16 protein-coding genes are annotated in these 16,044 nt (G+C 47.7%); 1 reads left to right on the top strand and 15 read right to left on the bottom strand.

The genetic code is table 11. The features are described 5' to 3' along the window. Positions 1–98 precede the first annotated feature (98 nt). The gene (locus AC3ZVB_RS06335) at positions 99–428 is read right to left on the bottom strand and encodes a hypothetical protein (RefSeq protein ID WP_490146092.1); all 330 of its coding nucleotides are present in this window, start codon (positions 426–428) and stop codon (positions 99–101) included. Positions 429–1,148: 720 nt separating this feature from the next. Here AC3ZVB_RS06335 and AC3ZVB_RS06330 point away from each other — a divergent pair. Continuing rightward, positions 1,149–2,087, top strand: a complete 939-nt coding sequence (locus tag AC3ZVB_RS06330; RefSeq protein WP_490146091.1) for an NAD-dependent epimerase/dehydratase family protein — start codon at positions 1,149–1,151, stop codon at positions 2,085–2,087. 92 nt (positions 2,088–2,179) lie between these two features. On the opposite strand, the gene AC3ZVB_RS06325 is transcribed toward AC3ZVB_RS06330, so the two are convergent. The 14 genes from AC3ZVB_RS06325 to wbpD all read right to left on the bottom strand — a co-directional run bounded on the left by AC3ZVB_RS06325 (position 2,180) and on the right by wbpD (position 16,043). Further along, positions 2,180–2,566 carry a VanZ family protein gene (locus tag AC3ZVB_RS06325; RefSeq protein WP_490146090.1) on the bottom strand — a complete coding sequence of 129 codons (387 nt, stop codon included), beginning with the start codon at positions 2,564–2,566 and terminating at the stop codon, positions 2,180–2,182. Beyond that, a complete protein-coding gene (locus tag AC3ZVB_RS06320) occupies positions 2,563–4,656 on the bottom strand; it encodes a YjbH domain-containing protein (RefSeq protein WP_490146089.1) in 2,094 nt (697 codons plus the stop codon). Before AC3ZVB_RS06320 ends, AC3ZVB_RS06325 begins: the two co-directional genes overlap by 4 nt. Beyond that, a complete protein-coding gene (locus AC3ZVB_RS06315; protein ID WP_490146088.1) occupies positions 4,653–5,426 on the bottom strand; it encodes a capsule biosynthesis GfcC family protein in 774 nt (257 codons plus the stop codon). Before AC3ZVB_RS06315 ends, AC3ZVB_RS06320 begins: the two co-directional genes overlap by 4 nt. After that, entirely contained in the window at positions 5,423–6,082 is a 660-nt protein-coding gene (locus AC3ZVB_RS06310; protein WP_490146087.1) for a YjbF family lipoprotein, read from the bottom strand. Before AC3ZVB_RS06310 ends, AC3ZVB_RS06315 begins: the two co-directional genes overlap by 4 nt. Before the next feature lie 14 nt (positions 6,083–6,096). Then, positions 6,097–7,203 (bottom strand): polysaccharide biosynthesis/export family protein, encoded by a 1,107-nt coding sequence (locus tag AC3ZVB_RS06305; RefSeq protein ID WP_490146086.1) that lies wholly within the window; start codon positions 7,201–7,203, stop codon positions 6,097–6,099. 88 nt (positions 7,204–7,291) lie between these two features. Continuing rightward, a complete protein-coding gene (locus AC3ZVB_RS06300; RefSeq protein ID WP_490146085.1) occupies positions 7,292–7,576 on the bottom strand; it encodes a hypothetical protein in 285 nt (94 codons plus the stop codon). Between the two features lie 520 nt (positions 7,577–8,096). Continuing rightward, positions 8,097–9,182 (bottom strand): glycosyltransferase family 4 protein, encoded by a 1,086-nt coding sequence (locus AC3ZVB_RS06295; RefSeq protein WP_490146084.1) that lies wholly within the window; start codon positions 9,180–9,182, stop codon positions 8,097–8,099. A 32-nt stretch (positions 9,183–9,214) separates the two neighbouring features. Beyond that, complete coding sequence (locus AC3ZVB_RS06290; RefSeq protein ID WP_490146083.1) at positions 9,215–10,012, bottom strand: glycosyltransferase; 798 nt, start codon at positions 10,010–10,012, stop codon at positions 9,215–9,217. After that, a complete protein-coding gene (locus AC3ZVB_RS06285; RefSeq protein WP_490146082.1) occupies positions 10,009–11,121 on the bottom strand; it encodes an EpsG family protein in 1,113 nt (370 codons plus the stop codon). The genes AC3ZVB_RS06290 and AC3ZVB_RS06285 overlap by 4 nt, the downstream gene beginning before the upstream one ends. 45 nt (positions 11,122–11,166) lie before the next feature. Continuing rightward, positions 11,167–12,345, bottom strand: a complete 1,179-nt coding sequence (locus AC3ZVB_RS06280) for a glycosyltransferase (RefSeq protein ID WP_490146081.1) — start codon at positions 12,343–12,345, stop codon at positions 11,167–11,169. A gap of 14 nt (positions 12,346–12,359) precedes the next feature. Further along, positions 12,360–12,947: a DapH/DapD/GlmU-related protein gene (locus AC3ZVB_RS06275; protein ID WP_490146080.1), complete on the bottom strand. Its 588-nt coding sequence runs from the start codon at positions 12,945–12,947 to the stop codon at positions 12,360–12,362. Positions 12,948–12,953: 6 nt separating this feature from the next. Then, positions 12,954–14,324, bottom strand: coding sequence for a lipopolysaccharide biosynthesis protein (locus AC3ZVB_RS06270; protein WP_490146079.1), 1,371 nt, complete (start codon positions 14,322–14,324; stop codon positions 12,954–12,956). Next, positions 14,311–15,459, bottom strand: a complete 1,149-nt coding sequence (locus AC3ZVB_RS06265; protein ID WP_490146078.1) for a DegT/DnrJ/EryC1/StrS family aminotransferase — start codon at positions 15,457–15,459, stop codon at positions 14,311–14,313. Before AC3ZVB_RS06265 ends, AC3ZVB_RS06270 begins: the two co-directional genes overlap by 14 nt. Next, on the bottom strand, positions 15,456–16,043 hold the full coding sequence (gene wbpD / locus AC3ZVB_RS06260) for a UDP-2-acetamido-3-amino-2,3-dideoxy-D-glucuronate N-acetyltransferase (RefSeq protein ID WP_490146077.1): 588 nt from the start codon (positions 16,041–16,043) through the stop codon (positions 15,456–15,458). Before wbpD ends, AC3ZVB_RS06265 begins: the two co-directional genes overlap by 4 nt. Between the last annotated feature and the right edge of the window lies 1 nt (position 16,044).

Genomic DNA, 16,044 nt, shown 5'->3' with positions numbered 1-16,044 from the left:
CGATCTGGCGAGCATTCTCACCTAAATGGGTGTCCGGTTTCATTAGACCACTACAATGACGCTAGGCCAGACACCAAACCTTCATCAGCCTTACACCACTATTCACTCCCCAAACCCCGAGGCCGTAACCGCCGCCGAACCACCTCCAACACATCACACCCATCCCGCAACGGCAGGGCGCACAGCAACGCAAAGTCACTAAGAATAAAAGACTGACACTCAATCGACCCGCGCATGGACAGGTTTTCCAGCACTTGGGTAACGGCGTTAATTCGGTAATTGGCGGCATCGACAAGGACGTCGAGCGGGGCTTGGGTGTCGACGAAGAGGGTGGGCATGTCGTCGCAGTTGCTGGTGAGGGGTTTGAAGCGGTTTTCGGGGTGGGGGGTTGGTTTTATGTAGGGTGCGTCGGTAGTTGGTTTTGTCATTTGTTTAACACCTGGGATATGGATTCAAGCTACCAACAGCCTTCCTACGGGCTAGGGTGGCAGCCGTACGCGGGAGTAGGAAACCGAGTACCCAGAAAACTCAGCCACGCCGAAGCGTGCCCCGCGCACAGCTGCCGCGAACGATATTGCGGACACTGAGTAAAGTGCCGCAATCAAACGACAGCGATGGTGCGCTTTGAGTTTCCAAGGGTTCCTACGCCCTGCCACTGCATATGCAGCGACAACGAAAGACTATCCATGGGGATCACCGCGCACCAGTTCATGCAAACCGCTAAAACTTGAAGGAAATCTCCGACGACCACGTCTCCGAAATTCTTCGGTTGTAGGACTGACGTCGTGATCTATTCCTGAAATCCGCCAATACGGCGCCGCAGACTGTGCGGTCTGACGAAACAGAAAGAAGTCAGACAGGGTAGGTGTGGTAAGTAGGAAGATTCGCTGAATAGCGAGAATAAAGCGATAGGCGCTGAAAGACCGCAATATCTCCATGCGCACAAAATGACTGTGGGAGCGGGCTTGCTCGCATAGTCGACTCAGCTCGAAAGCGCTGTGTCACTTGTGGGATAATCATCGGTTGCAACACCTCCATACCTACTGCATACCTGCCTTGAGCACATCCACGAGAGATGAGCCAACCAACAAGGTAAATTTTCGAGGCGAGGAAACCATTCCTCCCGAACTTTTCAATGGATTTTAAAGATGTCTAATGGACGTATTCTGATCACTGGGGGCGCTGGTTTCATCGGCTCCCATCTAACTGATGTATTACTTGCCAAAGGTTACACAGTCAGAATTCTTGACGACCTCTCGACTGGTAAGCGTAGCAATCTCCCGCTAGACAACCCAAGAGTGGAATTGATCGTAGGCGACGTGGCTGATGCTGATGTCGTTGCACGCGCGATGGTTGATTGCCAGGCAGTCGCACACCTTGCAGCCGTGGCTTCGGTCCAGGCTTCGGTCGACGATCCGGTACGCACACACCAAAGTAATTTCGTAGGGACGCTGAACGTTTGCGAAGCCATGCGTCAAGCCACCGTCAAACGAGTAGTTTTTGCCTCCAGTGCAGCGGTGTACGGTAACAATGGTGAAGGGTTTGCTATTGACGAGGACACGCCTAAAGCGCCGTTGACACCCTATGCTTCGGACAAGTTGGCAAGTGAGCATTACTTCGACTTCTACCGACGCCAGCACGCGTTGGAGCCTGTCGTCTTTCGCTTCTTCAATATTTTTGGGCCTCGCCAAGACCCGTCTTCGCCGTACTCCGGCGTGATCAGTATCTTTAGCGAGCGCGCACAGAAAGGCTTGCCCATCACGATTTTCGGAGACGGCGAACAGACCCGTGATTTTTTCTACGTAGAAGATTTGGTGGGGTTGTTGGTGCAGGCACTAGAAGCACCGCACGTTGAGGTTGGAGCGATCAACGTGGGCATGAACCAAGCGACTTCATTAACGCAGATGCTCGAAGTATTGGCGGAGGTGCTAGGTGAGATTCCACCTGTTAGCCACAGTCCGGCAAGAGCGGGAGATATTCGCCATTCACGCGCGAATAATGATCGACTACTGAAAAGATTCAAACTGGCAGAGACGACGCCGATGAGCGTTGGTCTTGCGAAATTGCTAGGAAAAGAGACTTGCTGATCAGCAGGGTGGAGCGGTAACAAAAAAGTCTGGCCATGGTTTTACAAACGTGGCCAGATTTTTTTATGCGTTCTAAAAAGTAGCTTTAAGCTTCATGCCGCAGGAGTCGATTGGAGCTTTTTGAGTTTCGAGTTCAAATATCCACGCCACACCAAAATCGCCACCATCCCGCACAAAACCCCCGTGGCATTAGCCACCATGTCACCCCAGGACGCCGTGCGAAGCGGCATGAAACTCTGCTCCAGCTCAATCAACATCGAACCCAACAGTGTCCAGAACAACAACCAGATGATCCGAGTGCCGGGGAACGCCAAATAAGCGCTCACCGTCAGACAAGCGAACCCGGTCCAGTGATGCAGCTTGTCCTGATTCTCGAACACCTGCGGCACCGGCTCGCCGCGCATCCCGGCGACGCACAGCACCAGCAGGATCACGAAAAAAGCCAGCTTGGGCAGGGCACGCAGTATCTGCTGCTTCATTCGGTGACCTTGTAGAAGTTGTTGTGGAACAGGTCGATATTGCGACGCTCGGTCAGGGAGTACAGCGAGTAGCTGCGTGCAAGCGCCGCACCACCGTCTCGGGTCAGCGGTGTCCAAGCTAGGCTAGCGCGTCGCGTGGTCGAACTGGCCATCAACTCATCGAACGGAATCGAGAAGTAGATACCCTTGCCGAAACTACCTTCGCCATATTCTTCTTTCGTGGCATTGGTGATTGTAACCCAACCACCGAATCGCACGCCGTTGGCGAACTCACGGGACAAGTCCAGGGTAGCGCCGTAATCCTTGGCCAAATAACGCCCAACGCTGAGAGCGCCCAGAATGTCCTGGAACGAACTGCGATAGTAAAGCGTGGCATTGCCGGTGATCGTACTGTAGTCCCGCAGGCCAAGCCCCTGATCGAAATCACGCTGCTTGACCCAGTTCATGTCTACACCAACAGCCCAGCGCTCGCCCATTGGGCGGTAAAGCGCTTCACCGCCAACACCAGCGAACATTGACTCCAGATAGCCGCCGTAAACCATGCCGTAGAGGTCTTCATCCAGCTGTTTAACTTTGTTCAACTGGAAAGTCGGCATCGTGACTTCCGACGTCGTCATGTACTGACGCAGGTCGGTACGTACACGAGGCAGGCCGCTGGGTGCGTCGTACTTGAACTTATCAAAGTTGTTGATCAGGTTCGCGCTCAGCAAACCACTCCACCACAAATCAGGCTGGAAGCGATACTCGGCGCTCAGGTCCGCACTGAATTGGTAAAGCAGGAATCCATCTGGACCGCCGACGTTCTGTTTGTACCCCAGACCCAGGCCATAGGTGAACTTGTCCGGTGTCTTCGCGTACAGGGTTTTCTCCTGATGCGGCACGGGAACATTCTGCTCGGTCACGCGACGCAGGTCTTCCAGCGGCCGATCTTCTTGGATCACTTCACGGAACGTATCCCGTGGCAAGCTGACTTCCTGGACTGGCAGGCTGTAGCGAGTGTCTACCATCGTGAACCAGTTGATCTCGTCGTTGACACTGTTGTCGAGGATACGAGATGCACGGCCCACGGCTTTCGGCGTGTGGAAGTAGCGGCCTTGTTCGCCGTAGACGATCAGCTCGGAATCGCGCTGGGTGATTTTCGAAACGGTGTAGCCCGCGTTGTTCTGCAAACGCTTGGCTACGCCAGCCCATTGCACGTCCGTTGGCGCAGTTGTCGGCTTGACGTCTGGTACGGGTTCGGGTTTTGGGTCGAAGCTTTTGGTTGGCGCTTTGCGGGTGGCAAAGTTGGTGTGCAGGGTGATGCCGAACATCGCGGTATTGCCGCGTTCCCAGGCTGCGTGCAGGTCGACCCAGTCATTGGCTTTGAAGACGAAGCCTAGGTTGATTGGGGAATCCTGGATCTGGTTGTTGTTCTGGGGCTCGTGTTGGTAGTCATTACCTTCGTACTCGAGCTTTATGGACAATGGGTCCCAAGGGGTTTGGTAATTTACGCCACCGAAGAAGGAAGGGGAGCCACGGAAGTAGCTGTTACCGTTGAAGTCACCGGCTTGAGTATTAGTGGAAGCTGGTCGGTCATTGAATTTGTCATCGACCCAACCCAAAGGATTATCAATATCGCCGCGGTTACCGATATAACCCCAAGCCAGGCCCAAACTCAGGTCGAAATTCCCCAGGCGTTTGTTGCCGACAAAATACTCGCTGGAGAACAAGCCTGTACCACCGATGTCCCGTGCTCCTAATGCAACTTCCGGTATCCAGTGGCTTTCGTCGAATAGGCGTACCTTTGCATCAATCGCCTTATCCTTATAGCTCTGGCTACCGCTCAAAGATTCCGGACCATAGTCTCGGTTACTGATCGAGGTGTATCGGAACGAGCCTTCCAACCAGTCAAAGGGCTGGAAAGAAACGCTGTAGCGGCTGTATGGATCAGTTCTGCTGGCGGTCAGAGACAGTTCGCCAGCAGGCGCCATACGCGCGCTAGGTGTCTGCAACAGGCCAACACCACCAAAGTCGCTCTGCGTGTAGCGCGGCTCAGCCACTGCCCAAGCGCTGCAGCCAAGCAACAGGCATGGAATCAAGTGATACTTCATGGCGTCACCTCCAGCAGCGGCTGGGTGGCGATAAAAGCAGCCAGTTCGGTATTCAGATCAGGCGTAGGATCGCCCTTCGCGGTGCTGTGCACAGGCACGTAGATGCGAGCGCCTGGGGCTGGCGGTACAGACTTGGTTTCATTCCAAAGCGCGATGCCTTCCTGAAAAACACGCCCATCCGGCTGGATAACGAAGAGCACATCCTTGTCAGCACCAGCGTCACGTTGGCAGTTTTTCAGATAGCTGATTGCCGGCTGCAATGCCTGGTACGGAAGATCGCATTCGCCTTGTACTGCCCCAACAACTCGTACCGTAGTAGGACGAGGAGGGTAGAGCAGTACATCGCCATTGCTCAGGTAGGGATTGTCCCCACGGTTCAATTCAACACGCACCGGATCGAGTTGAGCCACCCTGCGTCCGGTAACCGGCATCGCTTGCACCTTGGCGATCAAGCGTTCAGCCAGTTCAGCCAACTCGATTTCGTCATCTTGCAATGCGTTGCTTTTTACAGTCCCCAGATCGAATAGCACGCCCAATTTCAGTCGCTCTTGCGCGTTGCGCAATGGAGTATGCAACCACGCAGCGCCGAGCAGATAAGCCTTAGGGCTCACTTGAGCTGGTAGTAAAACGTCATGCAAGCGAGTCCCTTCCTGGAACGAGTAGCGCCCAGGTTTGGCGGCATCGCCCTGCACGGTGACCAGCGAGTCAGCATTTACGGCAAAAGTCATGAGCAGGCTGCAGCAAAGCAGCCAGGAGGAACGAGGAATCATTGCACTACCGGCTTATTCGGGCGCACTTGAACAATGCGTAGGGGCAATTCGGGGGTCAGATGTTGCACGCTGGCCATGATGAAGCCGTCGGCAGGGTCAACCCAGTACTGGTTCCGCGCAGTGAAGCCGAGACCTTCCATGGCGATGTCCTCGTCAACGCGCAGTAACTCAACGTCGCGGTCGAGGATATGCACGATTTCCAGGCCCTTTTTCTCAAAGCGGCTGGTGAGGGTCACACCCATCCGGTAACCGTCGACAAAGTCGACCTGGCGGCGGGTCTGCAGGCCATCGACAACGCGGTGCAAGCCGGCTTTGAAAGGCGATTCACCGTCAAAGCGTGTGCCATCGAGGTTGTTGTTGAAACCAACACTGCGAATGGCCAAGCCGTCTTCGAGCATCAGAATCTGGCGAGTCGAGGCCATCCAGAAACCGACACCACCCTGCTGACGCACCAGCGCCATTACAGCTTCACCCGTAGGTGCAGCAATGGTGATCTGGTAGTAGGGAGTTGCATCCACTTGCTGACGAGTAAGTTCCAAGGGTTCAGGCCCTTCGAAAGCGGCTTTCAGCGTATTCATGGAAGCAGTCATCAACGGGTTGCAGGCGCTCACCAGCAATGAGGCCACTGATAAAGTGGCCAGTCGCAAAAATTTCACAAGACTTCCAGTTCTTAGTTGTTGCTACCCAAGTCGTCCTGAATGCTCACGCCAGTGCGAAGCAGGTTCGCTGATGGGAACACCTGGCTGATAAAGCGGTTCCAGCGAGTGACATCTGCAGGGCCGACATAGACCACATCCTGCGGCTTTAATTTGAAGTGCTGGGCAAGGGCGAATGCCGACGGCGATTTGAGATCGATCTGGAACACCTTGACCGGCTCATCCGCGAGATTCTCAACACCGCGGATCACGTAAACCTCTTTGCCGCTAGACGTTTCTTGGCGTAGCCCACCAACGCTACCGAGTGCGTCGGTCAGGTTCATATTGCTACCCTTAAAGTTTAGCGAGCGAGTCGCAGTAACTTCACCTAGCACATAGACCTTTTTCTGGTCGTTGTATGGAAGGTGCAACTGATCGCCGTCTTTGAGGTAAATATCGTGAAGATGAGAGTTCTTACGATTTAGTGCATCCAAATCAATGAAGTATTCATGACCTTCGCGCTTTAATACTAGACCGGAAATATCTGCAGTCTCGGGAACGATGGAGCCTTGGCCCACTGCGTCGAGAAGTCTGAGCGGCGTGTTCGTAATGGGGAGCTGACCTGTTTTTAGGAAAGCACCGGAAAGAATTACCTTCTGGCTTACAAACCGCAAAATGCTTACATCAACCTGAGGTTCAGCGACTACTTTAGCCAATCGAGATGCAATAATTGACCGGAGCTCCTCAATGGTCTTTCCCGCCGCATCAATCGTACCCACATAAGGATAGAAGAGGCTGCCATCGGGACGTACCAGCCGCCCATTCGCTTCTATTTGTTGTTGCGGACCAGATGGTGCAGTGAGCTCCGGGTGGTCCCACACAGTGATATAGATCAGGTCGCCCGCACCGATCCGATATTCCGTAGGCTGGTAGCTAAGCAACTCAGATGCAATAACGTTGGAGTAGTCGGCAGCTGACTCTATAGCTACGAGTTTAGGGGTGATAGGAATCAGCTCCATGCGGCTGCTTTCCGGCGAACCCTCTCTTACCAGATTGCCTGTGTCCATGTGCTGACCAGGGGAGAAAATACAGCCTTGCAGGGTCAGGCCAACCAGCATGGCCAAGGGAAGCGCGCGATTCATTTTCGAAATTGCTCGAGGGAAGGCAAAACAAAACCTCCCAGCTGGGCTGGGAGGTTAGCGTATCGAACTTTAAGCTAAGAAACTGCTATCAGTTGGTGCCGGTAGTGCCGGTAGTGCCAGTGGTGCCGGTAGTACCTGGAGTTCCATCATTACCACCACCGCCGCCGCTGTTTGAGGCGGCTACAGCGACAGCGATCACACCTGCGCCGACAGCTAAGCCAGTACCGAGGGTCACGCCGCCGGCGATAGGAGTAGACAAGCTAAGCGGAGCAGAGGTGTCAGGTGCCGTTGCGGCTTTTGCAGGTACGGTTTCAGCAGCCATCAATGGCAGGCTGATAGAGGTGACGAGGGCCAAGGCCAGTAGCTTCTTCATGTTAATGCTCCTTGAAAGGATAATCCCTGAGGGTTATAGGGTTAAGGTTATTGTAGGAAGGGGGCGCATTGCAAGCCGGGTTTTCGACATTAACGAAAATTTTTTTGTTTTATTTGGGTTTCATGCCTCGTAATGTAGTGGATTTATAGCCTCGGATGTGATGGGCGGTGTGGAAAAGATTTTGAAGAATTGATCCGCTATTTGATGAGCGCCAACGAATGCCTACAAGATGTAAGGGCATGCAATTGAGAAAAACAGCAATCGACGATTATCTTTCCAGAATAGGTTGTCATTAATTCAATATACTAAACAACCTTCCTGTAATCGATGCTCCAGCGGTGATATGTTAGTCTGTTGAGGTTGTAAGCATTTGAGTTGGCATCTGTTTAAAATGCGTATTAAAAATTTAATATTTTTTAATTAGTTGGCCGGATAGTCGCGTCGCTAGCATGGGCGTTGGGGAAGTTAGGTATTAACCTAAATAGAGTATAGAGTGCAGCATTCAAGACCCGGCATCGCTTTATGGTGAGCGGTACAACTCCATTATTTGTCGATGGGTGCGATCTATAGAAAACGACTGTTCAAAAACCAATCTGCCTTCTTTCCCCATGTTCAAGAGAGTTTGATAGTCCAAGTTACGGATGGCATCGACCAGTTCTTGTGGGTTAGAAGGTGGAATTAACAGTCCAGTTTTGTTGTTTTGCACAACTTCAGACAATCCCCCAACTCTCGAAGCTATCACGGGTAATCCCGACCGCATTGCTTCTATGGCTACAAGCCCAAAGCCTTCCCATCTTGATGGGACAACTAATATATCAGCCGCCGAGTACAATTTTAATAATTCATTTGGTCTCAGCCATCCGACATGAACGATGTTGCTCGGAAATTCTAGGAAGGCTGAATCACCCAGTACATAGTCACCAACTAAGATTGCACTTGCTTCGTGTTCTAATGAGCGCATAGCGTCGCAGAATATATCTACGCCTTTTTGATGGTCTAATCGTCCCACGAAAAGCAATTTGCGTTTATTTTTTGGCCAAATATATGTGGTTTTGTCGTTAGGAAGAGGTGTGTCGCTTAAGCCATTCAATACTACGGTAAGCTTTCTACTTGAAATTTTGGCCAATTCAGCCTGGATTTTTTCATGTTGTGAAATACATACTATACAGTGGCAGAATAGTGACAAAAAACGTTCGACATTCTCAGTTAGAGTCTTCTTCCATTTTGCCATTGGTCTGTCCCAAGCCCAACCGTGGGGGCAGTAGACAATATTAATCTTACGATGTAGCAATTTAACTAGAGGTCTTACCGATGCACCAGCGAATGTAGAATGAACGTGTATGTTAGTCGCGGAGTATTCACGCAGTATCTTATTTATAGTGAGAGCCAGAGAAAGCGAATTACCAAGTCTGCCGCGCTTGTCCGGAAAAGTAATTAATACAATGCCCTCAGGTAATATTAATTCGATTGCTTGTGAGTCGGGGATGACTAGAGCGATAGTTCCAGCGCCTAGTGCGGCTAGTTGCAGAGGTAATAACTCGCGCAGATAAGTCGCTATGCCTCCTTTGATTGTTTCAGCGCAATGAATAACTTGAAATGTCTTCATGTAATATTATGTCTTTGAGGGTGGGGCATTGGTTATCTATTTGGCCGTAGTAACATGTTCAAGAAGACTGTGAAACTCCTAGGTGTGTGCAGTAAAATAGCGGATCGAATTAAACCGTATATAGCGTACCGGTTAAACATGAAGTGCTTAAGAATAACGGACATTCTACTGCGTATTTGCGTTTTTCTCTTTTTTGTAGAGATGCCATTAGGGTCCACAATGCAGTTAACCAAGCTTTCTTGGATATTGGATGCGTGGTGTTTTTGAATTATTTTGAAAAAATATGCGTAATCTTCTGCGGCTGGAGCATCCACAGGATAAAAACCTACTGTATCTAAAACTGTGCTGCGGAATACCACCGTAGGATGTGTGAATGTAGCGTTTATGAACATCCGTTTTTTGATTGTCTCGAAATTGGATGGATGCTGGACGGTGTAAAGTTTTTCGCCATGCATGTCAATGAAATCTACCCATGCACCAACTAGATAGCAGGAATGATTCTGCTCAAGAAATTTGATTTGTTTTTCAAATCTGTTGTTCTTGCAAATGTCACCACAGTCTAAACGAGCAATAAATTCGTAGTCACGGCCGTAAAGTTCCAAACCAAGATTTAAAGCGTGTTCGATACCTTGATTTTTTTCTAAATCAACCAGCTTTATAGGTAGGGGGCCTTGGTACGATTTTATAACATCTGCAGCCTTAATTATTTGGCTGCCATCATCCACGACGACTACCTCTAAGTCACAATAGTCGTGGTCTATGGATTCTAAAGAGTCAAGCAGAGAATCCCCCGCATTATAATACGGTATTAATACACAGCATTTTTTCATTGCGTAATTCCTAAAGTGGTCATCGCGCTTTCACGCGTAAAAACGAGCGTGGCCATTAACAAAAAAAGCGCTAAATAAAGTTGATTCTTCAGCACTGGGGCAATTTTGAATTTGGAAAAAAGCAATGTAACGGCTAACGGCACTACGAACAGAAACCAAACCATATATCGTTCAGATACGTCAGAGTTCGTGACCGCAAAAAGCATCAGCGAAAAAAACATAAGAACGAATTTCGAGACTTTTTGATTTTTTTCTAGAGTGATAGCGTTAGTAATGATAAGTGACAGATAAATTATCACGCATAGCCAGAAATTGACCGTCTTCCAAATAGCTTCGATGTGCGATATACGACCGCCTTTCAAATATAAGTCTGATTTTGTTGATAGCCAAGTAAAGCCAGTAACGTCGGTTACAAAGTCTACCAAGGGCCCTATGAGTGACGAACAAGCCAGCGCCAATAGTGGGATGCAGACGTAATACAGCCGTTTGTTAGGTACAGCAAGGACAAGAGGGCTTGCTAGTATAATTAGAGAAGACCAGTGAAACGAGGCTGCCAGCGCTGCGCAAATGAAAAACTTAATATTTTCTTTTTTGAAGCAGTAGTGGAACGCGATTAGGCCAAGTGGGATGGAATAGACTTGGCGCATCGCATTTCCGGAGTAAACTGCAAAGAATGTCAGAAGTGTTAGTGAGAAAATAAGCGGTGATAATTTGCTCCCCTCAGTTGTTTTTTTGTAGGATAAATAGGTCAGTCCTACCACTATCAAATAGTTAGCAATCAACCAACCTCTTACGTCAAACATAGACTTCAGAATGGCTTGCACTGGCCAGAAAAGTAATTCCGTCCCATAGATGGCGTCATTTAGAGCGGTAAATGGATTGCTAATTCTATTAAAAGCCGAAATATAGGCAGTAGTGTCACCGCCTGAATCAAACGGTCTCAAGGCAATAAAATAGAAGCCAAGTACTATCGGAGGCAGTGTAAAAAATAACAACTTATGAGCATTGTGCTCTATGTTTTTTTCAGTTATCGAACTGTTCTTGTGCAATATTGCAGAGAACAACCAGCTGATGATAAAGTATAAAAGGATAATGTAAGTGCTGGTCATTGAGATACTTCTGAATTGGTTGGTTCTAGTTCGGAGTCAGCGAGATTACAGATCATTCTTCTGACGCTTTACGACAGGGAGGCTTGCGGATCTTAGGAAGTTTAGGAAATACTTTGAGAATATATCAATTGTATGATTTTGCTTTACGAAATTTGTGCTGATATCTGTATTAATTTCATCCCTATTGTATTTCTGTAGTGCAAGTGAAATTTGAGACGCTAAGGCTGCCGGTTCGGGTGGTACTCGATATCCAATGCCATCGGGTACAAGACGGTGTGTTTCCCCGACGTCCGTTGCAATCACTATAGCACCACATGACATTGCCTCGAGAATGGACTGAGATGGATAGTTTTCATTATCCTGAAGTGACAAGAAAATTTTGGTTTTAGAGAATATATCAAAGGGATCTTGAGTATGGTCCAGGTCAATGTCAAATTCTGGATAATTTTGTATTAGGTGCTCTAGATGGTCTTGCAACGGACCTTTACCGAATATTCCAATTTTGCGGATGATGTCACTTTGATTTGATTCCTTAATTTTAGTAAGCGCTTCGAAAAAAAGATTGAAACCCTTACCCTCACAAAGTCGACTCATTAATACCAAATCGAAATATTTATTTTCTGAGTTTTTGGACTGTGAATAATCCGTGAAGGAGCAAGGCGAGATTTCGTAAGGAGGAATGTGGGGGAAAATACCTTGCAAGTTTTTTAGAATACCATTGGATAAGATGTCTAACCTGCTTGCCTTGGCAATACTTCGGGACCAAATGTGTAATTTAATACGGCTAAAATATTTTTTTGAAGATCTGTTTGAATCAACTATAGATAGTGAATAGGTTACACCAGTGATTTTCGATAGGAATGAATGTGCGTAAGTGAATATTGACGCGTCCACAGGGTAGTGAACGTGTTTGATTCTCTCAGACAATATAATTTTCCACAGCTTAATCAATGTTAATATTTTTACCGCGATCCCATCGCGGTTTTTTGGCGATGAGTTAATTTCACGCGTGTCCGGTGAAATTGTATCGATATTTGCCGTTCTCAAGGCCTCGCTACCCTGAGCATTAATGACCAGTAGCAATGAGGCATCGTGCTGAGTAATGTTATTAAACACTCTAGAAAATCTACGCTCAGCACCTCCTGGAACGCCGAAGTAATTGATAAAAAGCGATGACTTTTTCATATCAGAATTGTGGGAGCTTGTTTTTTCAAAAAAGAGCATGTGATATCCGAAAATTAATCTAGTTTGGATAACGTATTTCTTAAAATTCGGGCGGGTGTGCCACCAATGATAACGTTACCACCAAGAAAGCTTTTTGTGACGACTGATCCCGCAGCTACAATAGTCCGGTCGCCAAGTTCCACCCCAGGCAAGATCACACAATTCATGCCTATCCAACAATGCTTTCCAATTGAAACGTCGCGACCATCTTCATGTTCATCTAAGTTTTCAATTTTGTGATTTGCCGTAATTATTCCTACATTAGGACCTAAATAGGTTCCGATTCCCAAGTGAATATGAGCTTTGAAATTCTGGAGATAGATGCCTGGTGATTGAAAATTGTTCAGGTCGTCAGGGTGAAATGTAATATTTTTCGGATTCGAAACTGCGCTTGTAAGGCCGGTAGGCCAAGGCATGGGGGGGGCCAATCTTAGAATATTTTTCTGAAATATTGATTTTAAAGACCAGATATATCCTATATGACTTTCGTCAAAATAACGCCCTTTTAGATACCGCTGATCAAAATATATGCTTATAAATTTATATATAAGAGGTTTGCTGAGGTAGAATGTTTTTTTGAGGCATTTTTTTATTAGATTCATGGTGATTTAGTATCCAATATTTTCTAATAGAATTTGTACTGGAATAGCTATTGCGATTGAAAAAACTAAGAGTTTTCCGAAAACAAGTGCCATTCTTCCGCAAGAAGCTGATCCAAGTCCTGCAGTCGCGCAAAATAAAGTAAGGCAAATGGCGTAGAATCCTGCGCTCGCTATTGCATAGGTTTCGCTCAAAAATCCAGGCGCCCACATTGCAGCCATTATCACAGCCCCTAGCCGCGCTAACAGCCCTATAGTAGTTAGGACGAGCATCGCCAATTGGCGCCCTTTTACATGCATCACCATTGAAATTGGCGATGCCAGCAGTTGAATTATTAGCCATGGCGTCATCCAACTGACCAAGCTACCCGCTCGGCGCCATTCGTCCCCGAATAAAATGGCAAAAGCCGCTGGAGCGGTGAAACACGCTAGAACAAGCGGTATTATTCCGATTTTAATCAATCCAATTAAAGTTTTCTCCGTGAACTCGCCCAGAGTTCCTTGCCTATCCTCTTCAGCCGCTCTTGATAAGTAAACTTGAGATGCGGCGCTTCCAATTAAACCGAGTGGAGCTTGCATCACTCTCATTGCTAACATCAAAAAACCGGCCTCTGCACCGACCGCTAATGCAGCAATTGCAATTAACGGCAACTGGATTCCAGCGCTGTTAGTTAATGCTTCAAATGAGGAGTATTTTGGGAACCGGCTGTAGGTTTTGAAATTCAGTATCATTGACGCTACGTTGATTCTTTTTAAAATTTGTGTCTTGTCGTTGACTACCTCTCGAGTTAGCCCTACTAGACCGGCACCACTTGTAACCAACTGCCCTAGTATAAGTCCTAAGGGTATAAGACCCATTACACCCAGGCTAAGTTGTGTGGCTATGCCAAAAATTGCCTGACTCATTCTTGTTTTCGATATCAATAGAAATTTTTTCTTACGAGTCGCCCAGAACTGGAGTGCGTTATAACTGCTCGTGATGAAAATCCCAACTGGTACTAGGAATAGATATGGTTCAATTCCGGGTTGTTTGAGCGCTTCTGAAATTATGTTAGGGAATAGAGTTATAGGTATGGCGATCAATATGGTGACAATGGACGAGAAAAATAGTGCCAATGCTAATATATTAATAGCTTCTTCGTCATTGTCAGGTAACGGAATCGCTATATCGAACCGAAGACCTGCAGCTACCGATAATATAGTAACTAGTGCCGTATACACTGCCAGAATGCTAAAGTCGTTTGGACCGTATATTCTAGTCAGCAGCGGCAGCACTATGATCATCAGTAACTGGGCAAAAGCCGTCCCTCCAATCAAAATGCCCACAGATCTGGAGAAGCTGTTTTGTTTCAGGTCTTTAAGTTTTTCAAGGAAATGCATTATGGTTTGTCTTGAGTGACGCCGTTGCCGCTTCGGTAATCAATTTTATTTGCTGCGTTGTAAGGTAAGGGTGCATTGGCAAACTCACCACTCTTTCGGCAAGTCTATCACCGACACTGAGCTGAACGTTGTCATCGGAAACAGCTGGTTGCTTGTTCAATGGGATTGGATAATGAACAATCGTCGGAACGCCAAGTTCAGTCATGTTTGATTGAAAGCTGTTGCGATCGCTTACTTGGATAGTGTATTGCGCGTATACACTTGTACAGTTCACGTCCACTAATGGTGTTATTAGTGACTGCTTCGTATCAGTTGCATTTGTACCGTTTTTTATATTTTCCGCGTTTAGTGCTTGGTTGTATTGCGCGGCTATTTTTTGACGAAGAATAATTTCTTCTTCAAATATTTTCAGCTTTGGCAGTAATATGGCTGCCTGAATAGTGTCCAGCCGGCTATTAACGCCTACGCGAATATGATGATAACGTCTGTCCTGCCCGTGTCTAGAAATTTGGCGGATAATAGTTGCCAGTTCTTCGTTATTAGTGAAAATAGCACCGCCGTCTCCATAGCCTCCAAGAGGTTTGCTCGGGAAAAAACTAGTACAAGCGATAGTTGAGAGATTGCAAGATCGCCTTCCTTTATACGTAGCCCCAAAGCTCTGAGCCGCGTCCTCTATCACTGGAATATTGTATTTTTTGGCTATGCTGTTTATTGCATCAAAGTCAGCGCATTGCCCATATAGTGATACCGGGATAATCGCCTTGGTACGTGGGGTGATCGCTTGCTCAAGCAGTTCTGGATTCAGGTTGTAGGTGCGCGGGTCAACATCTACATAAACGGGTTTTGCACCAAGTAACGCAACGGTTTCCGCAGTTGCGATATAAGTAAATCCAGGTGTAATTACTTCATCACCTGGACCTATGCCCAATGCCATTTGGGCTATTTGTAGGGCATCTGTACCATTGGCGCAGGTTATGCAATATTTTGCGCCTACAAAGTCCGCTAATTTTTGTTCAAGCTCGGCTACCTCTGGGCCCAGTATATATTTGCCATGAGCAAGTACCCGTTGGATGCCCGCATCTATCTGATCTTTGATACGTTCTTGTTGTGTTTTGAGATCTATAAATTCTATCACTTGGTCACATCCACTTTTGACAGGGTTTTGCCATGTAATATGTATCTAGTGGCGGAGTTTGCACAGACTACTTCTCCTTCTCCATTGATCGGAAGTTCTAACTGTTCTCCGAATTCACTCATCCAGCCTATTTGACGAGCAGGCACTCCAACCATTAGCGCAAAAGCAGGAACGTTTTTATTAATCACTGCGCCCGCGCCAACAAATGCATATTCACCAATCGTCACGCCGCAAACTATCGTGCAGTTGGCGCCAAGAGTGGCGCCTTTCTTGACAAGTGTATTGCGGTACTGGTCCTTACGTTCTATCAATGAACGGGGATTATAAACGTTGGTGAATACCATGCTCGGCCCGCAGAATACACCTTCTTCAAGGGTCACATTGTCATAAACAGAAACATTGTTTTGTATTTTGCAGCGATCGCCTATTACTACCGTATTGCCGACAAAGACGTTTTGACCAAGAGAGACGCCTTTGCCAATATGAGCGCCTCCGCAAACGTGCACGAAATGCCAAATGCGAGAACCCTCGCCAATTTGTGCACCGGCATCTACGATCGCGCTTGGGTGTTGATAATGCGACATA

Source organism: Pseudomonas sp. MDV22-iso1, assembly GCF_058145095.1.
The sequence above is the reverse complement of the archived record's forward strand: the minus strand, read 5'-3'. Positions and strand labels throughout refer to the sequence as shown.